A 21,687-nucleotide genomic window follows, 5' to 3' on the forward strand; every position below is an offset into this window, starting at 1 on the left:
CGGCTGCATGCCGAGGGGGCTCGGGCCCGGACGGTGCGGGGACTGTTCCATGCCCGACGGGAGCGGGCGTCCGATGAATATCCGTCTGTTGGCATCCATCGTGCTGCTGTGCGGCGCGCTGCCCGCGATCGCGGCCAAACCCACCCTGCCGGCCACTCCGATCCGGACCTCGCAACCGGCCGAGATCATTCTCGTCCAGCAGGAGCTTGCGGCCGAGGTTCCGGGGACCGCGGACGCGGTCGGCATGCAGTTCGGCCTGATTGGCGCCCTGGTCGGGACCGCGGTCAGCAACGCCCAGGTGAAGAATGCCGAGGAGCGCGTCGGCGAGCTGCGCAACGTTCTGCTCGACTACCCCTTCAATGCGCGCATGGAAGAAACCCTGCAGCGCAAGCTCGCCGAGCACGCGATCCTCGGCGACCAGGGCATCACCGTGTTGCATGCGACCTGGGACGGCGACAGCGCAAGCATGGCCAATCCCGTCGAGGATGCGCTGGTGCTGGTACCGGGCTACGCGATCCTCAGCAGCTTCGAACAACTGTCGGTGAAAGTGGCGCTCAGCCACGTGCAGCGCACGGCACGCGCGGGGAAGAAGCCGAAGCAGAAGATCCTGTTCACGCGTAACTACGCCTTCAACTTTCCACTGTCGACCCTCGCGGGCGACGGCGCCGACGAGAGTGCCGCGCGCTGGGTGGCATTCGGCCGCCAGCCGCTGGAGGCGCTGCTCGATACCGGCATCGACCAGGTCACCGACATGCTGGTGTACGACCTGTCGACCGAGGGCCGCGACGAGGCCGAACAACCGATCCGCGGCATGAGCGGCACGGTGGGCGGCCAGGAGTTCAAGGGACGCGTCGTCCGCGAGGGCGACCGCTGGCTGTGGTTGCGCTCCGGACCCGGTGCCCTGCGAACGCTGACCGGGCAACATCCGGTCGATGAAACCATCGTGGCCGCGATGCCGGTTGCCGCCGCGCCTGCCTCACCTGCGGAGGTCGGGAGCGACACACCTGCCCCTGCAAGGGACCCGGCACCGGACGACGTGGCACCGCCTCCCGCAGAGCAACCGCGCGCTGGCGAGGATATCGGCGAGACCGTCCCGGTATCTGCAGAGGAAGACGCCACGATCGATCCGGTCATGGACACGCCAGCCGAAACCCCGGACGAACCCGGGCAGTGATCTCGGCCCGGATTGCCTCTGCACGATGCGCGAACGGCTTGGCGCTCGGCCTGCTCGCCGGCTGCAGCAGCGTTCCGCTGGAGCGCAGCGCCATGCAGCCTGCGCAGCTGCTTCCCCTCGCCACGCTCGCGCCACCGGTTTGCGCGTACCGACTCGATGCCGTCAGCGACCGGCGTGCGGCCGGCACCGCTGCGGGAAGCCTCGGCGCACACGCCTTCTCGCTCGACGACGCGGCGGACCTCGTCCGGCAGCGACTGATGGCGAATGGCTTCAGGGACGACCCGGCCCTGCCCGCGCTCTCGCTGGAGATCCGGCAGCTGTACATCGCGGCGAACCAGTCCTCGAAAGTGCCCGTCGCGGTCTACCGCGTCTCCGTCGATGGCGGACCGCCCACCATCCTGCGCTCGCACGCGGCATCGGTGAACTGGAACGGGACCGAGGCCGAGAGCCAGCGCGCCATCGCACGCGCGCTGGACGACGTGGATCTGCAGCTGCGGCAGATGCTCGACGCACGCTGTGGATCGCGGCACGCTGCGGACTGATCCGTCCTGTCCGGCAGTCGGGCGCAGGCGACGACGGCGGCTGCGGATATCCGTAGCATCCGGGGCCGGAAGAATCGATCTTCGAACGACGTGGCGCCTAGAGGCGCATGGCCGCCTGCGTCGACACGAGAGGATGATTCAGCGCGGCATTTCCAGTGGCGCAGGCGCGCGCCCGTGCACTTCGTTGCGTGTCTGGTCTTCTTCCCGCAACCGCGCCTGTCCTGCCGCAAGCCAGGCCTGCCCTGCTTCGCCGTGGAGGAAGTCGCGCGACAGCAGGCCGATGGCGGGACCATCATCGCGTTGCGCCGCCTGCAGCAGGCGGTCGACCATCGCGCGCTGGTCGATGGAGGTCGACTGGCCTGCTTCGAGTCCCGGGACGGGCGCGATCGCCACCCGTTGCCACGCCAGTCCCGCGGCGAGGGCCTCGTTGCGCGGCTCGGCATCGCGGCAGTCGATCCGGCACAACGGCGGCGGCGCCAGTTCTTCCTGGTGCACGCGCGTGCCGTCGCGGTCGAACTCGGAGGTCCGATAGAAGAACTGGTGCTGTTCGGAGCGGTGGATCACGTTGAGCGCCGGCTCCACCGGTTCCGGGCGCTTGACCAGGAACGGCTGGTCGCTGAGCGCGTTGAGGTAGTCGATCATCAGGTTGCCGCTGCGGATCGAGAGACCGTTCTGCTGGTAGCCGCCGCCGATGTCGCTGTGCGCGCCGGCGACGAGGACGTTGAGGAAACGGCCGTCGAAGGTGGTGCCCATGTCGGTGATCCGCGTGCCCTGGAACAGGTTGCGGCGCTCGTCGTCGGCGGTGATCTGGAATCCGGACACGACCGACGCCGCGGGCCGACGGTCGTGGTCGCGCGGCACGCCGGTACCGACCGGGTCGAACAGGCCGATGGCCTGCACGACCGTGCCGGGTTCGCGCAGAGGTGGCTTCGTGAATTCCACGCGGTCGATCAGGCCATCGCGTCCACGGACCACCTTGGCGCCTTCCGGGTCCTGGATTCCGCGCTCCTCGACCAGTCGGGTGAAGCCCGCGGCCTGTTCGGCGCCGCGGCTGAAGCCGATGGAGGCGAGGCGGATGTCGGCATCTGGGTTCTTTTCGATCCAGCGGGCGGCTTCGGTGAGGAACTGGAGGTACATCTCCTCCAGCCGCGCCGTGTAGGTACGACCCGAAATCAGGTCACGCGTGCCCGCCAGGCCGCCCTGGGTGCCGACGCCCTCGACATAGCCCGCACGGATGCTGTCGACTCCCTGGCGGCGGAGGTCGTTCGCCTGCCGATAGATATGCGCGACGTTGGTATGGTTCTCCGGAGCATCCTTGAACATGCTGTTTCCGGTTCCATCGAACGCGGCAAGAAAAAGCCTGTCCGTCGGCGACTCGCGCTTCAACAGAACCGGCGCAGCGAAGGATGAAAGATCCTCGCTCGCGCGCCGGAAGCTAGCCATGTCGTCGGCTGTCGCCTGGATCGTGGCGACGCCATCAGGATGCCTTTGCCCACCCATCGTCGACCTCCTTGTCGATCCGGATCAATAGGTTCGACTCCACGCCAGGAGCAGCTCATCTCGATGGCCGCTATGCGGATTCCCCGATTGCTGGAGCGCTTTAGTCGGGATGAACGCGCGCATGTAGACGTTGATGGTGCGGTCGTTCACCTCGAGCACAATCTCGGGATTCAGGATGGACACGCCTTCCCGGACATCTTCACGCGGCACGTCGTGGAGGATCAGCTGGTCCCTGAAAATCTCGCCGATATCGACCTCGGCCTCGTGCGAGGTCCCGTCCTTCGAGCGCCACCGTACCTGCGCCGGCGGCGGAAAGTTGAGGATTCCAAGATATCCGCCCCCCAGATTGTCCGGGTAGCGATCTCCCAGGGATTCGGAGGACAAGGCCAGCTCGCCGTCCGGGTCCGCGGTGTGGTCGAATCCGTTGTAACGGACACGACAGCCATAGGTCGAATAGCAGAACGCCCCGAAGTTATGCTGCACGAACTTCAACGGCCAGTCGGCAACGGTGTTGTCCGGCCGCGCGGGTTCTTCGGGTGGCACGTCCTGTGTCGTCATCGCCATGCCCTGGCATCCTGTGGTCGCCAACGATGCGGCCATCACGGCCGCCGCGATCGGGTGGAGCGGGCGGCGCGCCTTGCGCCGCGGGGCGGGTTGCCCGTCCATGCGAACCTCCGTTGTCCTCCCGCGGCGCGACGGCCGGCGGGCTCCTTCCTGCACCGTAGCGCAGGCCCCGGCGGGATTCAATCCACCGGTCCGACCGGGCCCGGCCGGTGGTCGCGCGACCGCGCCGGTCGCGCTGCACTCACGGCGTCGGCAGCGCCTCTTCCGGCCAGATCGCCACGTGCGGCACGCCGTCGGCGCCGATCCAGCCGCGATACATGCCCGGGCTGTTGAACGGGAAGGCGACGTTGCCATCGGCGCCGAGCGCGATCGCGCCGCCGTCGCCGCCCGCCGCAGGAATGTCCTCGTTGATCACCGCATCGGCCGCGCGCCGCAGCGGCGTGCCGGTCAGGCGCACGCGTGCGCAGATCTCGTGCGCCGCGGCGGCGCGGATGTAGAACTCGCCCCAGCCGGTGCCCGACACCGCGCAGCGCGCGTCGGCCCACGTCCCCGCGCCGATGATCGGCGCGTCGCCGACGCGGCCGTAACGCTTGTTGGTCATGCCACCGGTCGAGGTGCCTGCGGCGAGGTGGCCCTGCGCATCGAGCGCGAGCGCACCGACGGTGCCGAAATAGGCCTTGCCGGGCAGCTCCGGCGGCGTGGCCGCCGACTGCGCGGACGCCTCCGCCGCGAGCGCCTTCTGCAACTGCTGCCAGCGCTTCTCGGTACGGAAATACGCGGGCTCCACCAGCGCGATGCCCTGTTCCCGCGCGAACGCCTCCGCACCCTCCCCCACCATCATCACGTGGCGCGAGCGCTCCATGATCGAGCGTGCCAGCAGGATCGGGTTCTTCACCCGACGCAGGCCCGCAGCCGCCCCGGCCTGGCCGCTGGCGCCATCCATGATCGAGGTGTCGAGCTCGTTGCGACCGTCGTGGGTGAACACCGCGCCGCGTCCGGCATTGAACTGCGGCGTATCCTCGAGCACGGTGATCGCGGCGGTCACCGCGTCGAGCGCGGGTTTGCCCGATCGCAGCTGCGCGTGGCCCGCGCGCAGCGCCGCGGCCAGTGCGTCGCGCGCGGCTTGCTCTTCTTCCGCCGTGATGTCGTCGCGGTCGACGCCCGCGCCGCCGTGGATCACCAGCACCGGTGCGTCCAGCGCCACCAGCACGCCGTCGCGCACCGCGTAAGCACGCGTGGACGCGGGTCGCTCGATCCGCCCCGACGGCAGGTGCAGCACCGAATCGACGCCGACGCCCGCCACCTCGATCCGCTCCACACGCATCGGCTGGCTGTCCTGCTGCCCGCGTGCGAACCCGCCGCGCACCACGGTCGCGCCCGCGCCCGGCGCGGTGGCGAACACGCGCGCGCGGCCGTCGCCATCGACCGCCATCGCGGCGTCCTCGTCGACACCCAGGCCCAGCAAGGCGCGCCCGTTCGACAGCGTCTCGGCCTTGGCCAAGAAGGCGAGCAGGCGGCCGAGGCGGTCGCGTTCGCGGAAGTGGGTATCGGTTATGACGCCCTCGAGTGCGTCGATGTGCAGGAAGCCGGTCTCGATGGTGTTGGCCTCGCCCAGCGGGTCGGCCAGCGCGCGCGGGCTGACCTGGCTGCCGCCGTCCATCGCGCCGTACAGGAATTCGCCGAGGATCGCGAGCCCTGCGCTGGTGCCGCCGAGCGGCTTGCCGGCGCGCACGTGGGCGTCCAGCGCCTCGGCCACCGGCGTGCCTTTCCAGTAGCGCACGTAGCGCGACTGGTCGCCGCCGGCGATGAAGATGCCGTCGGCCTTGCGCAGGCTGGCGAGGACGGCGGGATCGTGCGCGGCGTCGCGACCGGAGAACACGAAGGTCTCGACCGACGCCACGCCGCCGACCTCGTCGTGGAACTCTTCGCCGATCTCGCCGCCCATCGACGCGCGCAGCACCACCACGTGGCCGTTGCCGGCCTTGCCCAGGAACCAGCGCAGCGCATCGTGGTTGCGGTCGCCGCCGCCCATCAGCAGCAGGCCCGGCGCGGGCGTGCCCGGCCTGGGCAGCGCGGGATCGCCAATGAGGTGGCGCTGGAAGTCCGCCGCGCGCGAAGGTGCCGCATGCAGCACCAGCAGGGAGGCCGCCAGCAGCAGCATCGATCCGATCGCGCGTGTCGTCATCGTGGTCCTTCGTCCCGTTCGCGGGCCCGTGCGGGAGGAGGACGAACAGTGGCGGCAAATCCCCCGCCCGGCAACCACCGGCCGCGATCGGCTATGGTGCCGGCCATGCCCAAGGCGCTGGACGACTGGTTCATCCGCGAGATCCTCGTCCACGAGGCGCCGCTGATGCACTACCTGTTGCGCTCCGCGCCCCGCCGCGAGGAGGCGAGCGACCTGCGCCAGGAGGTCTACGCGCGCGTCTACGAGGCCGCGGGCAAGGCGCTGCCGCAGCAGCCGAAGGCCTTCCTGTTCGCCACCGCGCGGCACCTGCTGGCCGACCGCGCGCGCCGCGCCAAGGTGGTCTCGATCGAGCCAGTGGGTGATTTCGAGCCCTTGCACGTCCTGGTAGACGACGTGTCGCCGGAACGGTGGTGCGGCGGACGCCAGGTGCTCATGCGCCTGGCCGACGCCTTCGACCGCTTGCCGGACCGCTGCCGCGAGGTCGTGTGGCTGCGGCGCGTCGAACACCTGTCGCAACGGGAAGTGGCCCAGCGGCTCGGCATCAGCGAGAAGACCGTGGAAAAACACATCGCCAAGGGCATGCGCCTGATCGCCGGATCCTTCTACGGCGGCGACGACGTGCCGCGGCCCGCGGCGCGCGGCCGGCCACCGGTGGACGCGGATGGACAGCAGCAGGCCGACTGAGGCCGTGCCCACGCGCAGCGAGCAGATCGAGCGCGTTGCGGCGGAGTGGCTGGCGCGTCGCGATGGCGGGGCCTCGGGCGACGGCGACGATGCCGCACTCGAGGCCTGGCTGGCGCAGGACGTGGCGCACCGGGTCGCGTACCTGCGCCTGCAGGCGGCCTGGGAGCACACCGGGCGGCTGGATGCGCTGGGCGCCGGGCTGCGCGGGGCGGGGGTGCCGCCACGCGGGTTCTGGGGATCGCATGCGGGCGACGAGGTCCGGCCACGTCCCGACCCCGCCGCCGCACTCGATGGCTTTGCGTTCGCGGCGCGTCGGCCGCGCGGCGGATCGCGCGGCCGTTTCGCGGCGGTCGCCGCGCTTGCGGCCTGCGCGCTGGCGGTGGGCTGGGGTTGGCACGCGTTCGCGCCGGTCGAAGCGGTCTCGCATGCCACCACGCTCGGCGTCGTGCGCACGGTGCCGCTGGCGGACGGTTCGAGCACGACCCTGGCCAGCGACAGCCGCATCGACGTGCGCCTGTCCCGGCGCGAGCGCCGCATCGACCTGCACCGGGGCGAAGCCTACTTCGAGGCGGCGAAGGATCCGGGGCGGCCCTTCGTGGTCGATGCCGGCGAGCGGCGGGTTGTGGCGGTGGGCACGCGGTTCTCGGTGCGTCGCGACGGTCCGGACCTGCGCGTGGTGGTCACCGAGGGCATGGTGCGACTGGAATCGGACCCGGTGGCGGGTCAGGCGCGTCCGCCGACGCTGCTGCCCGCCGGCAGCGTGGCGATCGCCCGACGCGACGGGGTGCTGGTGCGCTCGATGCCGCTGGCCGAGGCCGCGCGCCTGGTCGACTGGCGCAGCGGCCTGCTGCTGTTCCGCGATACCCCACTGGCCGAGGCCGCCGACGAGTTCAACCGCTACAACGCGCGCAAGATCGTGATCGGCGACCCGGCGGTCGGCGACCTGCGCATCGGCGGCAGCTTCCGCTGGGAGAACGCCGAGGGGTTCGTGCGCCTGCTCGAACAGGGATTCCCGGTACGCGCCGAGTACCGCAGCGACCGCATCGTCCTGCACAGCCCGTAGCCCGGCGGGGGATTTGCGCGACTCGTTCGTCCTGAACACGCATGGGGCGCGATCCGCGCGCCGCCCGGGGGAATCCGCTTGAAACCGTCACGTCCGTTGCGCGTCCTGCTCCTGTCCCTGGCCTGCTCCGCGGCGCTCGCCGCCCACGGCCAGGCGCCCGTCGACGCGCGCGTGGACATCGCCGCCGGCGACCTCGCCGCCGCGCTCGACGCCTGGGCCAGCCAGTCCGGGGTCCAGCTCGTCTACCGCGCCGACCAGCTCGAGGGCGTGCGCACCGCCGGCGCCCGCGGACTGCCCGCCGACCAGGCACTGGACCGGCTGCTGCGCGGCAGCGGATTCGCCGCGCGTCGCGATGCGTCCGGCGCGGTGCTGGTGGTGCAGCAGCCGGTCCTGGCGCAGGCCTCGCCGGTGTCGGCGCCGGTCGCGTCGCCAGCGGCACCCATGCAGCCCGCACCCGAACCGCAGGTGGCCGAACTCGACACGGTGCAGGTGACCGGTTCGCGCATCCCGCGCGCCCAGGTCGAGGGGCCGGCGCCGATCACGGTGATCACCTCGGAGCAGATCCAGGCGGGCGGCTTCACCAGCGTGCCGGACGTGATGCAGTCGCTGACCCAGAACGGTGGCCAGACCCAGAGCCAGCAGTCCGCCGGCGCCGCCGACTTCTCGCCCGGCGCGCAGCAAGTCGACCTGCGCGCGCTCGGCCCGAACCACACCCTGGTGCTGGTCAACGGCCGCCGCATCGCCGACTTCCCGCTGCCGTTCGGTGGCCGCAGCAACTTCACCGATGTCTCCAGCCTGCCGTTGGGCATGATCGACCGGATCGAGGTGCTCACCGGCAGCGCCTCGGCGATCTACGGCTCGGACGCGATCTCCGGCGTGGTCAACTTCATCCTCAAGAAGCAGGCCGACGGGCTGACGGTCGATTACCGTTTCGGCCAGACCGAGCGCGGCGACGCCGAGAACTTCAGGCTCAACGTCTCGGGCGGCTTCTCGCGGGGCGGCCTCAACGCGGTGCTGGGGATGGAGTACCGCAACCAGCGCCCGTTGTGGGGCTTCGATCGCGCGCAGCAGGATTCCACGTTCGACGCGCCGAGCGCCAGCTCGCGATTGCCGCAGCGCAACTTCCTGCGCACCGACTGGTGGGACGACTACCTCGATCCGGGCCAGGACACCTGCGACTCCCTCTCGCACCTCAACGAAGGCAGCATCGGCTACCACGAACGCGCGCGCTACGGCTGGTTCTGCGGCAGCGACCGCTCGGTGGCCTACCGCACCGTGATCAGCGACCGCGAGGGCGTCAATGCCTACGGCTCGCTGAGCTATGCGTTCGCCAACGGCAGCGAGTGGTTCGCCGACCTGCAGGCCGGCCGCCACGAGCTGTCGTTGTTCCGCGCCCCGCGCAGCTGGTCGCTGATGATGCCGGACGGCAACGAGGAGGGTTACTTCTACAACCAGGCCACCGACCAGATCGAGTACTGGCAGCGCCAGTTCACCCTCGAGGAGATGGGCGGCCTGCGCAGCGGCATGGTCAATACCGTGCAGCGCACCTTCGGCGTCACCACCGGCTTCAAGGGCACGCTGTGGAGCGACTGGGACTACGAGGCGGCGCTGAGCCATTCGCAGTACCGGTCCGAGATCAGCTGGCCGCAGATCGTCGCGGCGCGCGCGAACGACCTCTTCCTCGGTCCGCAGCTGCCGGGCGAGTACGAGTGGCGTGGCGTGGCCTATCCGATCTTCGACGCCGACCCCACGCGCCTGTACACGCCGCTCACGCGCGCCGAATACGACGGCATCTTCGCCCACACCACCTACCGTCCCGAATCGGAAACCCAGACGCTCGCGTTCACCCTGACCCGGACCGACCTGTTCGAACTCCCCGGCGGCGGCGCCGGCTTCGCAGCCACCGCCGAACTCGGCCACCAGAGCTACGACCTCAACCCCGATCCACTGGCCACCCAGTACTACTACTACAGCTGGAAGGATTCGGATGGGCAGGGCAGCCGCGATCGCTGGGCGCTGGCGAGCGAGTTGCGCATGCCGGTGCTCGAGCGCCTCGACCTGAGCCTCGCCGGCCGCTTCGACCAGTACCGCTTCGCCGGCCGCGATCCCAACCGGTTCACCTGGAGCGCGGGGCTCGAATGGCGGCCGCTCGACAGCCTGCTGGTACGCGGATCCTACGGCACCGCCTTCCGCGCGCCCGACCTGCATTACGTGTTTTCCGGGCCGGGCAACGACGAGACTTCGGTCGACGACTACTGGCGCTGCGCGGTGGAGGAACCGGACGAAAGCATCGACGACTGCAGCTACAGCGGCGAGGGCATCATCCGCAGCCGTGCCGGCAACCGCGACCTCGAACCCGAGACCAGCGACTCGTGGACCGCAGGCATGGTCTGGTCGCCGGCGCCCTGGTTCGACCTCTCCGTCGACTGGTTCGACATCGACATGCGCGACCAGGTGCAGGACCTGCGCGTGAGCGAGGTCATGCTCAACGAACGCGACTGCCGCCTCGGGACGATCGACATCGGCTCGCCGCTGTGCGTGGACACGCTCGCGCGCATCACCCGGCTCGACGACGGCAGCCTGTACGGCGTGCACGTGAACCCGATCAACGTCGCGCGCGAGACCACCAGCGGCATCGATGTCAGCGCCAACCTGCGCTGGGACACGCGCGCCGGCATCTTCCGCCTCAACGGGGGTTACACCCGGGTGCATGCGCACGACATCCAGGTCTACCCGGACGAGCCGGTGGTCGACATGTTCGCGATCAACAGCGGCTACGACATTCCGCGCACCAAGGCCAGCCTGCGCCTGTCGTGGGAACGCGAAGCGTGGTCGGCATCGGTCCAGGGACGGCGGCTGGGGCGCCTGCCCAACGACGATTCCTACTACGAGATCTGGTCGCCCGAGGACGGGACCGACGCGTGGATCCCGGCCACGTACCGTTACAACGCGAACCTGCAGTACGCGTTCGACGAACATGCGCGGCTGTCGCTCACCGTGGTCAACCTGTTCGACAAGGCGCCCCCGTACGATCCGACCTACACCGGCTATCCGTACTACGACATCTCCTGGTTCGACACCGAAGGCCGCAGCTTCTACCTGCAGTACACGCACAAGTTCGGCGGCGGCGCGTTGTAGCTCTCCAGCCCTGCGCCACGGGCGCCCGCGTCGTGCGGGCGCCTTCTTGCGGCAGGTCGGACGCGCTCACAACGTACCGCGGTTCCTGCCTATCCACGGCCGGTACCAGTCGCGCAGCGTGGCGATGTCGGCCGCCATGTCGCCGCTGGTATGGAACAGCGCGCCGATGCCGATGGTCCTGTCCGGATAATGGAAATAGGCCGGCAGGACCGGCACCTGCGCCTCGTGCGCGATCTTCCAGAAGCCGCTTTTCCAGCGCTCCACGCGTTTGCGCGTGCCCTCGGGGGTGAGCGCGTACCAGATGCGGTCGCTGCCGCGGATCATTTCCACCGCCTGCCCGACCGTGCCCTGCGGCGCGCTGCGGTCGATCGGGATCACGCCCAGCCTGCGCAGCAGCGGCCCCAGCGGCCACCAGAACAGCTGCGCCTTGCCCAGCACCCGGACCTCGAAGCCGAGCGCGAGCTTGGCCGCGAATCCCCAGAGCCCGTCCCAGTTCGAGGAATGCGGCGCGACGATCAGCACCAGCTTCGGCACGTCCGGCAGCGGGCCGGCCACGCGCCAGCCGCCGAGCCGCAGCACGCTGCGACCCAGCCACCGGGTGAACGCATTCGGCTTCACCCGCGGCGCGTTCGGCGGCAGCGGCGGGACCACCTCGTTGCTTGCGGTCATGCGCCCCCCACGCAATGCCCTGTGTGGCGACCCCTCAGTCCCATTCCTGGCGGCCGCGCGACTGCTTGATCGTACTACGCTGGCGTTTCTCGCCGAGCCGGCGTTCCTTGGCGCCGCGCGAAGGCCGGGTGGCGATGCGCGGCTTGGGCGCATGCAGGCCGGCTTCGACGAAGGCCTGCAGCCGCTCGCGCGCGTCCTGGCGGTTGCGCTCCTGGGTGCGGAAGCGCTGCGCCTGGATCACCAGCACGCCGGCGTCGGTCATGCGCCGGTCGCGCCTGGCCAGCAGCCGAGCCCGCACCGGCTCGGGCAGCGAGGGCGAGTTGGCGACGTCGAAGCGCAGCTCGACCGCGGTCGCGACCTTGTTGACGTTCTGCCCGCCGGCGCCGCTGGCACGCACGAAGCGTTCGACCAGTTCGTCTTCGGGGATCACCAGGCTCATGCTGCGGTCCCGGGGGTGGCGGCGGAGTCGAACAACACCAGCGCCCTGGCGAACTCCAGGTCCGGCGGCGCGTCGACCTCCATGACCTCGCCCGTATGCGGATGCGGGAACCGCAGCCGCTGCGCGTGCAACAGCATGCGGTGGATGCCGAGCATGCGGAAATGCCGGTTGTGGCGGCCGTCGCCGTGGCTGGTGTCGCCGATCAGGTGGTGCGAGGCGTGCTTGAGGTGGCGCCTGATCTGGCGGAAGCGGCCGGTCGCGGGTTGCGCGCGCAGCAGCGCGTAGCGCGAGGTGGCGAAGCCGCCCGAGGGCAGCTCGAGTTCGCAGGTGGCCAGCCGTTCGAAAGCGGTGAGCGCGGGCTTCTTGAGCGGCTTGCCGGGGCCGCCGTCGAGCGGGTGGTCGATGGCGAAGCGTTCTTCGGGCCAGCCGCGGCAGACGGCGAGGTAGTGCTTCTCCAGCCCGCCCGCCATCAGGGCCTTGCCCAGCGCGGACGCGGTCTCGCGGTCGAAGGCCAGCAGCAGGCAGCCGCTGGTGGCGCGGTCGAGGCGGTGGACCAGGAAGACCTGTCGCCCGAACTGCGCGCGCAGCCGGTCGGCGAGGAAGTCGTGTTCGCCGCGGGCCAGCCCGCTGTCGTGCACCATCAGGCCCGCAGGCTTGTCGACGACTGCGAGCCAGGCGTCCGCGTACCGCACCGGGATCGGAGGCGGCGCCGCATCCGGGTCGGAAGGCGGCGACAGCGCGGGTGGCGGCTCGATCGCGGCGGATGCGTGCATGGCATCGACCCCCGGGGCGTCGTCATCCACCGCCGACAAGGCGTACACCCTTGAGGTTCGGCTGGCCCGCGACGACGTCGGTCCAGACGACGTGGGCCACGCCACCCATCACCGCCAGCTGCGGGAAGCCGGTGCCGCGGCCCTCGCCGGCCACCTTCGCCACCTCGACCCGCTCGTGTTCGGTGGCCAGGTCGTGGCTGCGGCGCGACAGCCACAGCGACTGGCGCCCGCCTTCCTCGCGCATCCACAGCACCCAGGCCTGCCGCGCATCGAGCGCGACCGCAACGCGACCGAGCACCGGCTGGCCGCGGTCGAGCGTCACCACCGCGGCGAACGCATCGCCGGCGTCGCTGCTGGCCGCGAGCCGGACCTCCGGCTCGCCGTCGGCCTCGGTGTACCAGGCGACCACGACCGCGTTGCCCGCAGCCGCGACATCCGGGCCGTTGACCGGGCAGGCCGGCATCGTCCAGCCGTCGGCGTGCACCGGACGCGGCGTGCTCCAGGCGCTGCCGTCATGGCGCGTGGCGAGGATGTCGCGCACTTCGTCCTCGCTGCGGCCGCGATAGACCAGCAGCGGCCCCTTCGCAGTCTGCGCGACCGCCGTCTGGCAGCAATCGCACACCCGCGCATCGATCACCGCGTCGGCGCTGCGCTGCAGCGTGGCGTCGAACACCGCGGCGCGCAGCGTCATCGCGCCCTGCGCGCCTTCGGGGCTGTCGTGGCCTTCGTGGCCGCCGTGGGCATTGCCGGTCTCGCGACCATCCAGCCAGGCCAGACCCAGCGCGCCATCGCCCTGGGCCCACATCGAGACGAAGCCGTGCTCGGTCCGGGTGCCGTCGTCGTGCGGCATCACCGGGGCGGCCCAGTTGGCGCCGCCATCGCGCGAACGCGTCAGCACCACGTCGTAGGCGTAGGGGGCGTCGCCGCTCTTCTGCAGCCAGTGCGCCCACAGCGCGCCATCCGGCGTCGCCGCCATGTGCGGGATGTCGGCCCAGTTCACGAACATGCTGTTGCCGACCGCGATCGTGGTCATCGCGTGCATCCAGCGCCCCCAGTCCGGTGCCCAGGTGCTGAACTGGAAGATGTGGCGACGACCCTTCTGCGAGTTGATCCAGCCCAGCAGCAGCTTGTCGTCGGGCGTGGCCGCCAGGCTCGGCGACGCGGAACCCGGCAGGGTCGGCGGCAGCGGCCAGTCCTCGATGCGGCTCGGCGCGGCGACGTCGCCTTCGACGGCGGGCGCCGGCGGGCTGTCGGCGCCGCCGCAACCGGCGATGGCCAGGGCCGCCGCCAGGCATGAGGCGCGGAAAGCGTGCGGGAGGAGCGTCTGGATGTTCATGCGCATTGCCCTTGCGGCCCTTGGGCCTGGTCTGGTCGTCCTCCGGTCCGGCCATGGTCCGGTGCGGACGGGGTGCGTTGCGGTCCTGCGCACGCGGCACGCATGGATCGCAGGGTTCGCCGCGAGACCGGACACGCATGTTCACCGCGGAACCCGCGCACTAGCGTAGCCTGTCCCCACGCGCGAAGCATCCGCGCCACGGCGCCCCGCATGTTCACCACCGTCGCCAGCTACCTCGACCCGATCGAAGCGCAGATCGCGCGCGGCCTGCTCCTGTCCGAGGGCATCGAGGCGCACGTCGGCGACGAACACCTCGCGCTCGCGAACTGGGAATGGCGACTGGCGATCGGCGGCGCGCGCCTGCGGGTAGCCGATGCCGACGCCGTGCGCGCCCGCGCGATCCTGCGCGCGATGGAGGAAGGTGCGTACGCGATCGACGACGAGGCGGCGCCGCTCGATGCCGCGCTGCGCGCGCCCGACCGCGAATCGGTCTCCAGCCGGCTCGCCTGGCTGGCCCTGGTCCTGCTGAGCGTGCCGCTGCCGTGGCGCCGGCGCCAACCCGACGACTCGGCGGTGCGCGACGCCTGACGCGCGACGCCACGCGCCCCCGGTTGTCAACGGGTACCGGTTCGCGCCCGTCGTTGCCACAATCGCGCTTCCGCGGCATGTCGCCGCCTGCCGCACGATGCCATGACCGACGTTTCGCCCGCGCTCGCGCGCAGGATTTCGCAGACCATCGCCGACGAGATCGGCGCCAGGCCCGCGCAGGCCACCGCCGCCATCGCCCTGCTCGACGAGGGGGCGACCGTGCCGTTCATCGCGCGCTACCGCAAGGAAGTGACCGGCGGGCTCGACGATACCCAGCTGCGCAACCTCGAAACGCGCCTGGTCTACCTGCGCGAACTGGAACAGCGACGTGCGGCGATCCTCGCCAGCATCGACGAGCAGGGCAAGCTCGACGACGCGCTGCGCGGCGAGATCGAGGCCGCCGACAGCAAGGCGCGGCTGGAAGACCTGTACCTGCCCTACAAGCCCAGGCGTCGCACCCGCGCGCAGATCGCGCGTGAGGCCGGGCTGGAGCCGCTGGCCGACGGCCTGCTGGCCGATCCGTCGCGCGTGCCGGAAGCGTACGCCGCCGATTTCGTCGATGCCGGCAGGGGTGTCGCCGACACCAGGGCCGCGCTGGAAGGCGCGCGCGCGATCCTGATCGAACGCTGGGGCGAGGACGCGGCGCTGATCGGCGAACTGCGCGGCTGGCTCGAGGCGAAGGGCGTGATCCGGGCGAAGGTGGTCGAAGGCAGGGAGGCCGCCGGCGAGAAGTTCCGCGACTACTTCGACCATGCCGAGCCGCTGGCGAAGATCCCCTCGCATCGCCTGCTGGCGCTGCTGCGCGGCCGCCGCGAGGAATTCCTCACCCTCGACCTCGAACCGGGCGCCGATGCCGAGGCCGGACACCTGTACGCCGAAGGCCGGATCGCGCTGCACGCCGGCATCGCCGATCGCGGCCGCCCCGCCGATGCCTGGCTGCGCGGCGCCTGCCGCCTGGCATGGAAGGCGAAGCTGCACCTGCATCTGCTGATCGACCTGTTCGCGCAGGCGCGCGAGAAGGCCGAGGCGGAGGCGATCGCCGTGTTCGGCGACAACCTGAAGGACCTGCTGCTGGCCGCGCCGGCCGGCGCGAAGGCGGTGCTGGGGCTCGACCCCGGCCTGCGCACCGGCGTGAAGGCGGCGGTGGTCGATGCCACCGGCAAGCTGGTCGCCACCGAGACCATCCATCCGCACGAGCCGCGACGGCAGTGGGATGCCTCGCTGGCGACGCTGGAGACACTGTGCCGCGCGCATGGCGTGCAGCTGATCGCAATCGGCAACGGCACCGCCTCGCGCGAGACCGACAGGCTCGCCGGCGAGCTGCTCGGGCGCGCGCCGGAGCTGCGGATGCAGAAGCTGGTGGTGAGCGAGGCCGGCGCTTCTGTCTATTCGGCGTCCGAGCTGGCGGCGAAGGAATTCCCCGGGCTGGACGTGTCGCTGCGCGGTGCGGTCTCGATCGCACGGCGGCTGCAGGACCCGCTGGCGGAACTGGTGAAGATCGAGCCGAAGGCGATCGGGGTCGGCCAGTACCAGCACGACATCGACCAGTACCGGCTCGCGCGCGCGCTCGATGCGCGGGTCGAGGATTGCGTGAACGCGGTGGGCGTGCACGTGAACACCGCGTCGGGCGCGCTGCTGGCGCGCGTGGCCGGACTGACGGCGACGGTCGCGGAGAACATCGTCGCCCATCGCGATGCGCATGGCCCGTTCCGGTCGCGCCGCGAGCTGCTCCAGGTGCCGCGCCTGGGCGAGAAGACGTTCGAGCAGTGCGCGGGCTTCCTGCGCATCGCCGACGGCGACCAGCCGCTCGACGCCTCCGCGGTGCATCCCGAGGCCTACCCGGTGGTCGAGCGCATCCTCGCCGCCACCGGCCGGCCGATCCGCGCGCTGCTGGGCGACGGCGCCTTCGTGCGCGCGCTGCAGCCTTCGCGGTTCACCGACGCGCGCTTCGGCGAGCCGACCGTGCGCGACATCCTCGCCGAACTCGAGAAGCCCGGCCGCGACCCGCGCCCCGAGTTCCGCGCGGCGAAGTTCGCCGACGGCGTCGAGGACATCCGCGACCTGCGCGCCGGCATGGTGCTCGAGGGCGTGGTCAGCAACGTCGCCGCGTTCGGCGCCTTCGTCGACATCGGCGTGCACCAGGACGGGCTGGTGCACATCTCGGCGCTGGCCGACCGCTTCGTGAAGGATCCCCGCGAGGTGGTGAAGGCCGGCGACATCGTCAAGGTGAAGGTGCTGGAGGTGGATGTCGCGCGCAAGCGCATCGCCCTCAGCTGCCGCCTGGACGATGCGCCCGCCCCGCGCGACACCCGGACGAGCGACGGCCCGCGCGATGGACAAGGGCGCGGCCCGGGACGCGGCGCACGCAACCCGCGCCCCGCCGCCGGCACGCCCCGCCAGGGCGCCGCACCGGCGGACAACGCGCTGGCGGAAGCGTTCGCGCGCGCGCGGCGCGGCTGAGCCGCGCGATGCGCCGGCCCGGGCCACCTGGCAGCGCTTGCATCCGCGCCCGGCGCAGCGTGACGCGCGACGCGTTCGCGGTCACGACCGCACCACTACGCCGACCGTACAATCGGCAGGCCATGGCGCCGATCCGCGCACCGACGCGCAGCCAGCCGCGACGTTGAACATGCCCGCCCCTCCCGCCGACGATCCGCGCCCCGAGCCTCCGGAGCCGCCGCTGCCCGGCGATTGCTGCGACGGCGGCTGCGATCCCTGCATCCACGACCTCCATGCCGAGGCGCTGCGGCACTACCAGGAACGCCTCGCGCGCTGGCGCGAACGCCACCCCGACGCGGAATAGCGTTGGTTCAGGCGGCCTGCGCCGCGGCGGAGAACTCGTCGAACGCAGCCTGCGCGTTCGCCGCGTACATCAGCGACGGCCCGCCGCCCATGTACACGGCGACGCCGAGCATCTCGCGGAACTCCTCCGGCGTCGCCCCGAGGCGGACCAGCGCCTTGGCATGGAACCCGAGGCAGGCATCGCAGCGCGCGGCCACCCCGATCGCCATCGCGATCAGCTCCTTGGTCTTCTCGTCCAGCGCGCCGGCGGCCAGCGCCGCCTTGCTGAGCGCGCCGAAGCCCTGCATGACGTCGGGATTGTGGGTGCGCAGCGGTGCCAGGTTCTTCGACACGGTGCGGGTCAGTTCGGCGTAGGAATCGACGCTGGTCATGGGATTCTCCGGTTGGGGGTTGGAAGGCGCCTGGATGCGATGGCGGCCACGATTCAATGCCCGCGCACGACCGGCAGGCCGCTGGCGGCCCACGCCGCCATGCCGCCGTCGACGTTGACATACCGGCGCCGCGGGTCCTTCGACAGGCTGGCCTGCGCGAGTCGCGAGCGCATGCCGCTGTGGCAGACCAGCAGGATTTCGGACGTCCCCTCGGGCAGCGCGAGCGCGTCGATCGCCGCCACGCCACGTGCGCGAATCCGGCCGAGCGGCACGTGGATCGCGCCGTCTGCGTGCCCGGCGGCGAACTCGCCCGGCTCGCGCACGTCCAGCATCGCCGCGCCCCGGTTCAGGACTTGCACCGCTTCGTCCGGTCCAACGTGCGGCCCGCCTGCTCCGAACAGGGCCTTCAGGAAGGCGATCATGTGCGCCCCTTCCTGGCTCGCGCCGCTGGCGGACCGCAGTAGATGCCATGCAGGGTTTCCATGACCGCGGCGGCCGGTCCCGGCATCAGCGCGTAGTAGATGGTCTGCGCCTCGCGCCGGGTCCGCACCAGCCCCTCCTCGCGCAGGACCGCCAGGTGCTGCGACAGCGCCGACTGGCTGAGGTCGAGCAGTTCGTTGATCTCGCCGACCGAGCGCTCGCCTTCGGCGAGCAGGCACAGCACCTGCAGGCGGCGCTCGTTGGCCAGCGCCTTGAGCAGTTGCGCGGCATCTCCGGCATGGGCCTGCATCGCGACGAGGTCGAAGGCGGGGGCGGGTTTCCTTGCGGGCATGCTCATGCGTTCGTGGTGGGCAGGCCGGCATTGCGCCATGCCTCGAAGCCGCCGGCAAGCGAATGCACGTCGCTGAAGCCCAGTTGCTGCAGGCTTTCGGCCGCCAGCGCGGAGCGGCCGCCCGTCCGGCAGTACAGCACCAGCGGTCGATCCGGCAGCGCCAGCGATTCGCTGGCGGTGCAGCCCATCGCCGGATGCGCATGGATCTGGAACTCGAGCACGCCGCGCGGCAGGTTCACCGCGCCGGGCAGGTGGCCCTGCGCGTACTCGTCGGGTTCGCGCACGTCGATCAGCACCGCATCGCGCGCCGGCGATGCGGACAGCTCGCCAGGGTCCAGTTCCCGGATGCGGGACCGCGCTTGGGCGACCAGTTGTTCGACGGACAGGGTCATCTCGGCGTGCCTCATTAAATCAGTTGCATCTAATATAAGATATTGCTAATGTACTTGCAAGCCGGCGGTACCGGCGCGGCAGTCCCCGATCCCGGGAGGGAGCGACATGGCACATATCGTGGTGTTGGGCGCAGGCATCGGCGGCATGAGCGTCGCCTACGAGCTGCGCGGCACGCTGGGCAAGGGCCCGGCGATCACCGTCGTCGGCGAGGGCGACCTGTTCTCGTTCACGCCGTCGAACCCGTGGGTCGCGGTGGGCTGGCGCAAGCCTTCCGACGTGCAGATCCAGGTGCCGACGTACCTCGCGCGGCACGACATCGCGTTCGAGGCGGTCGGCGCGGACAGGGTGGAACCGCAGCACGACCGCGTGTTGCTGCGCGATGGCCGCCATCTCGGGTACGACCATCTGGTGATCGCCACCGGTCCGCGGCTGGCGTTCGACGAGGTGCCGGGCCTCGGCCCGGACGGCCACACCCATTCGATCTGCACCACGCCGCACGCCACCGCGGCATGGGAGGCCTACCAGGCCTTCCTCGACGACCCCGGCCCGGTGGTCGTCGGCGCGGCCGCCGGCGCCAGCTGCTTCGGACCGGCCTACGAGTTCGCGATGATCCTCGACCGCGACCTGCGCAAGCGCAAGCTGCGCGACAGGGTGCCGATCACCTACGTCAGTCCCGAGCCGTACATCGGCCACATGGGCCTGGGCGGGGTCGGCGACTCCAGGGGGCTGATGGAATCGGAATTCCGCCAGCGCCACATCCGCTGGATCGTCAACGCGAAGATCACCGGCGTGCGCGAAGGCGAGATGGACGTCACCGAGATGGACGAGGACGGCCAGCCGAAGAAGTCGCATGCGCTGCCGTTCCGTTACTCGATGGTGCTGCCTGCCTTCACCGGCGTGGACGCGGTGCGCAACGTCGAGGGCCTGTGCAATCCGCGCGGCTTCGTGCTGATCGACAGGAACCAGCGCAATCCCGCGTATCCGAACGTGTACTCGCTGGGCGTGTGCGTCGCGATCCCGCCGGTGGAAGCCACGCCGGTGCCGACCGGTGCGCCGAAGACCGGTTTCATGATCGAGTCGATGGTCACCGCGGTGGCCCACAACATCCGCTCCGCACTCGCCGGCGAGCCGGCCACCGCAGAGGCGACGTGGAACGCGATCTGCCTGGCCGACATGGGCGATACCGGCGTCGCGTTCGTGGCCCTGCCGCAGATCCCGCCGCGCAACGTCACCTGGGCCAGGGTCGGCAAGTGGGTGCACCTGGCCAAGATCGCGTTCGAGAAGTACTTCCTGATGAAGATGAAGTCCGGCAACACCGAGCCGGTCTACGAGAAATACGTGCTGAAACTGCTCGGCATCCTGCGCACGCGCTGACCACCCCACTCACCAGGAGTCATGACATGAACCTCGACCGTGCCGTCCTCGCCTTCGCAGGCGTGATGATCCTCGCCAGCCTCGCGCTCGCCCACTTCGTCTCGCCGCTGTGGCTGTGGCTCACCGTCTTCGTCGGCGCGAACCTGCTGCAGGCCAGCGTCACCGGCTTCTGCCCCGCGGCGATGGTGCTGCGCAAGCTTGGCCTCGCCAGCGGCTGCGCATTCAAGTGAGCAGGGCCTGGGCCGGAACATGAACACGCATCTGCGCATCGCCCTGGCGGGCCTGCTCGCCGCCACGCTGGGGGCCTGTGGCGGTGGCGGCGAAGCGCTGCCGCCGCCGCCCGCGATCGAGGGCCTCGACACCCTGGTCGTGCAGTCCGGCGACGGCAGCGGCGGGCGGGCGTGGGACGGCGTGGTCGAGGCCGTGCGCCAGGCCACGCTGACCGCGCAGACCAGCGGCCGCGTCACCGCGGTGCTGCGCGATGTCGACGACCGCGTCGCCGCGGACGAAGTGCTGGTGCGCCTGAGCGCGGTGGAACAGCAGTCGGGCGTCGACGCCGCGCGCGCGCAGCTGCGGGCCGCAGAGGCCGGCGCCGCCGAGGCCGAAGGCAACTACCGCCGTTACCTCGAGCTGTCGCAGGGCCAGTACGTGTCGAAGTCGCAGCTCGACCAGATGCGTGCGATGCGCGATTCGTCGCTCGCCGCGCGCGATGCCGCGCGCGCGCAGGTGGCCAATGCCGGCCAGCAGAGCGCCTACACCACGGTGCGCGCGCCCTACGCGGGCATCGTCAGTTCGCGCGACGTGGAACCCGGCGAAAGCGTCGGCATCGGCCAGCTGCTGATGACGGTGTTCGCGCCGGACGCGCTGCGCATCGAGGTCGGCGTGCCGCAGTCCGATGCCGACGCGATCCGCGCCGACCCGACCGCGAAGGTGACGTTCGACGACGGCCGCAGCGTCGAAGCGTCCGCCGTGACCGTGTTCCCCAGCGCGGATCCGTCGACGCACGCGGTGAACGTGCGCGTGCAGCTGCCGCCGCTCGATCCGGTCCCGCAACCCGGGCGCACGGCCAAGGTCGCGTTCCCGGCGGTGAAGGCCGCGGCGCATCCCCGCATCCCGGCCTCGGCGCTGGTGCGTCGCGGCGAAGTCGACGCGGTGTACGTGCTGGCCGAAGGCCGGCTGTCGCTGCGGCAGGTACGGCTGGGCGCACGCAGCGGCGACGACATCGACGTCATCGCCGGCCTGAAGGCGGGCGAGACCATCGCCTCCGACCCGGTCGCCGCGATGCAGGCACTGGTCGCCGCGCGCACGGACGGGGACTGA

General features: G+C 71.0%; 23 protein-coding genes and 1 pseudogene. 12 read left to right on the forward strand and 12 right to left on the reverse strand.

What is annotated here, in order from left to right; translation table 11 throughout:
* The first annotated feature begins 73 nt into the window (after positions 1-73).
* Positions 74-1,174, forward strand: coding sequence for a hypothetical protein (locus FZO89_RS09005; protein WP_149102936.1), 1,101 nt, complete (start codon positions 74-76; stop codon positions 1,172-1,174).
* A 38-nt stretch (positions 1,175-1,212) separates the two neighbouring features.
* Positions 1,213-1,716, forward strand: a complete 504-nt coding sequence (locus tag FZO89_RS09010; protein ID WP_149102937.1) for a hypothetical protein — start codon at positions 1,213-1,215, stop codon at positions 1,714-1,716.
* A gap of 138 nt (positions 1,717-1,854) precedes the next feature.
* On the opposite strand, the gene FZO89_RS09015 is transcribed toward FZO89_RS09010, so the two are convergent.
* Positions 1,855-3,039 (reverse strand): phospholipase effector Tle1 domain-containing protein, encoded by a 1,185-nt coding sequence (locus tag FZO89_RS09015; protein ID WP_187471102.1) that lies wholly within the window; start codon positions 3,037-3,039, stop codon positions 1,855-1,857.
* Here FZO89_RS09015 and FZO89_RS18500 point away from each other — a divergent pair.
* Complete coding sequence (locus tag FZO89_RS18500) at positions 3,032-3,247, forward strand: hypothetical protein (RefSeq protein WP_187471103.1); 216 nt, start codon at positions 3,032-3,034, stop codon at positions 3,245-3,247. The two genes, FZO89_RS09015 and FZO89_RS18500, sit on opposite strands and share 8 nt — an antisense overlap.
* On the opposite strand, the gene FZO89_RS09020 is transcribed toward FZO89_RS18500, so the two are convergent.
* The 3 genes and pseudogenes from FZO89_RS09020 to FZO89_RS19000 form a co-directional block, all read right to left on the reverse strand.
* Entirely contained in the window at positions 3,241-3,882 is a 642-nt protein-coding gene (locus FZO89_RS09020; RefSeq protein ID WP_149102939.1) for a hypothetical protein, read from the reverse strand. The two genes, FZO89_RS18500 and FZO89_RS09020, sit on opposite strands and share 7 nt — an antisense overlap.
* Positions 3,883-4,021: 139 nt before the next feature.
* A complete protein-coding gene (locus FZO89_RS18815) occupies positions 4,022-5,002 on the reverse strand; it encodes an isoaspartyl peptidase/L-asparaginase family protein (protein WP_262378708.1) in 981 nt (326 codons plus the stop codon).
* 462 nt (positions 5,003-5,464) lie between these two features.
* Positions 5,465-5,965, reverse strand: a pseudogene (locus FZO89_RS19000) (cyanophycinase); the annotation flags it as partial.
* Between the two features lie 105 nt (positions 5,966-6,070).
* Between FZO89_RS19000 and FZO89_RS09030 the strand changes: the two are divergent.
* From FZO89_RS09030 to FZO89_RS09040, 3 genes are all read left to right on the forward strand, one after another.
* Complete coding sequence (locus tag FZO89_RS09030) at positions 6,071-6,649, forward strand: RNA polymerase sigma factor (RefSeq protein WP_149102940.1); 579 nt, start codon at positions 6,071-6,073, stop codon at positions 6,647-6,649.
* 4 nt (positions 6,650-6,653) lie between these two features.
* Positions 6,654-7,712, forward strand: a complete 1,059-nt coding sequence (locus FZO89_RS09035; RefSeq protein ID WP_262378589.1) for a FecR family protein — start codon at positions 6,654-6,656, stop codon at positions 7,710-7,712.
* Positions 7,713-7,790: 78 nt separating this feature from the next.
* Complete coding sequence (locus FZO89_RS09040; protein ID WP_343195894.1) at positions 7,791-10,850, forward strand: TonB-dependent receptor domain-containing protein; 3,060 nt, start codon at positions 7,791-7,793, stop codon at positions 10,848-10,850.
* Between the two features lie 66 nt (positions 10,851-10,916).
* Here the strand turns inward: FZO89_RS09040 and FZO89_RS09045 are convergent, their stop codons facing one another.
* The 4 genes from FZO89_RS09045 to FZO89_RS09060 are packed head-to-tail and all read right to left on the reverse strand — an operon-like array spanning position 10,917 to position 14,067.
* Positions 10,917-11,519, reverse strand: coding sequence for a lysophospholipid acyltransferase family protein (locus FZO89_RS09045; RefSeq protein WP_149102942.1), 603 nt, complete (start codon positions 11,517-11,519; stop codon positions 10,917-10,919).
* Positions 11,520-11,553: 34 nt separating this feature from the next.
* A complete protein-coding gene (arfB, locus tag FZO89_RS09050; RefSeq protein ID WP_149102943.1) occupies positions 11,554-11,958 on the reverse strand; it encodes an alternative ribosome rescue aminoacyl-tRNA hydrolase ArfB in 405 nt (134 codons plus the stop codon).
* Positions 11,955-12,731 carry a pseudouridine synthase gene (locus FZO89_RS09055; protein ID WP_149102944.1) on the reverse strand — a complete coding sequence of 259 codons (777 nt, stop codon included), beginning with the start codon at positions 12,729-12,731 and terminating at the stop codon, positions 11,955-11,957. Before FZO89_RS09055 ends, arfB begins: the two co-directional genes overlap by 4 nt.
* A 22-nt stretch (positions 12,732-12,753) precedes the next feature.
* Positions 12,754-14,067: a sialidase family protein gene (locus FZO89_RS09060; protein ID WP_149102945.1), complete on the reverse strand. Its 1,314-nt coding sequence runs from the start codon at positions 14,065-14,067 to the stop codon at positions 12,754-12,756.
* Positions 14,068-14,277: 210 nt separating this feature from the next.
* On the opposite strand from FZO89_RS09060, the gene FZO89_RS09065 reads away from it, so the two are divergent.
* The 3 genes from FZO89_RS09065 to FZO89_RS09075 all read left to right on the forward strand — a co-directional run bounded on the left by FZO89_RS09065 (position 14,278) and on the right by FZO89_RS09075 (position 17,458).
* Positions 14,278-14,655 (forward strand): putative signal transducing protein, encoded by a 378-nt coding sequence (locus tag FZO89_RS09065; RefSeq protein ID WP_187471104.1) that lies wholly within the window; start codon positions 14,278-14,280, stop codon positions 14,653-14,655.
* A gap of 102 nt (positions 14,656-14,757) precedes the next feature.
* A complete protein-coding gene (locus FZO89_RS09070; RefSeq protein ID WP_149102947.1) occupies positions 14,758-17,115 on the forward strand; it encodes a Tex family protein in 2,358 nt (785 codons plus the stop codon).
* 169 nt (positions 17,116-17,284) lie between these two features.
* The gene (locus FZO89_RS09075; RefSeq protein ID WP_149102948.1) at positions 17,285-17,458 is read left to right on the forward strand and encodes an oxidoreductase-like domain-containing protein; all 174 of its coding nucleotides are present in this window, start codon (positions 17,285-17,287) and stop codon (positions 17,456-17,458) included.
* A gap of 7 nt (positions 17,459-17,465) precedes the next feature.
* On the opposite strand, the gene FZO89_RS09080 is transcribed toward FZO89_RS09075, so the two are convergent.
* Genes FZO89_RS09080 through FZO89_RS09095 form a run of 4 tightly spaced genes read right to left on the reverse strand, consistent with a single transcriptional unit; the run spans position 17,466 to position 18,992 of the window.
* Positions 17,466-17,828: a carboxymuconolactone decarboxylase family protein gene (locus FZO89_RS09080; protein ID WP_149102949.1), complete on the reverse strand. Its 363-nt coding sequence runs from the start codon at positions 17,826-17,828 to the stop codon at positions 17,466-17,468.
* 53 nt (positions 17,829-17,881) lie between these two features.
* Positions 17,882-18,250 (reverse strand): rhodanese-like domain-containing protein, encoded by a 369-nt coding sequence (locus FZO89_RS09085; protein ID WP_149102950.1) that lies wholly within the window; start codon positions 18,248-18,250, stop codon positions 17,882-17,884.
* Positions 18,247-18,600, reverse strand: coding sequence for an ArsR/SmtB family transcription factor (locus FZO89_RS09090; protein WP_149102951.1), 354 nt, complete (start codon positions 18,598-18,600; stop codon positions 18,247-18,249). Before FZO89_RS09090 ends, FZO89_RS09085 begins: the two co-directional genes overlap by 4 nt.
* A gap of 2 nt (positions 18,601-18,602) precedes the next feature.
* The gene (locus tag FZO89_RS09095; protein WP_149102952.1) at positions 18,603-18,992 is read right to left on the reverse strand and encodes a rhodanese-like domain-containing protein; all 390 of its coding nucleotides are present in this window, start codon (positions 18,990-18,992) and stop codon (positions 18,603-18,605) included.
* Between the two features lie 106 nt (positions 18,993-19,098).
* Here FZO89_RS09095 and FZO89_RS09100 point away from each other — a divergent pair, with 106 nt between their 5' ends.
* The 3 genes from FZO89_RS09100 to FZO89_RS09110 are packed head-to-tail and all read left to right on the forward strand — an operon-like array spanning position 19,099 to position 21,687.
* Positions 19,099-20,367, forward strand: coding sequence for an NAD(P)/FAD-dependent oxidoreductase (locus tag FZO89_RS09100; RefSeq protein ID WP_149102953.1), 1,269 nt, complete (start codon positions 19,099-19,101; stop codon positions 20,365-20,367).
* A gap of 26 nt (positions 20,368-20,393) precedes the next feature.
* Entirely contained in the window at positions 20,394-20,597 is a 204-nt protein-coding gene (locus tag FZO89_RS09105) for a YgaP family membrane protein (protein WP_149102954.1), read from the forward strand.
* 19 nt (positions 20,598-20,616) lie between these two features.
* Positions 20,617-21,687, forward strand: coding sequence for an efflux RND transporter periplasmic adaptor subunit (locus FZO89_RS09110; protein WP_149102955.1), 1,071 nt, complete (start codon positions 20,617-20,619; stop codon positions 21,685-21,687).

The organism is Luteimonas viscosa (genome assembly GCF_008244685.1).
Taxonomy (GTDB): domain Bacteria; phylum Pseudomonadota; class Gammaproteobacteria; order Xanthomonadales; family Xanthomonadaceae; genus Luteimonas; species Luteimonas viscosa.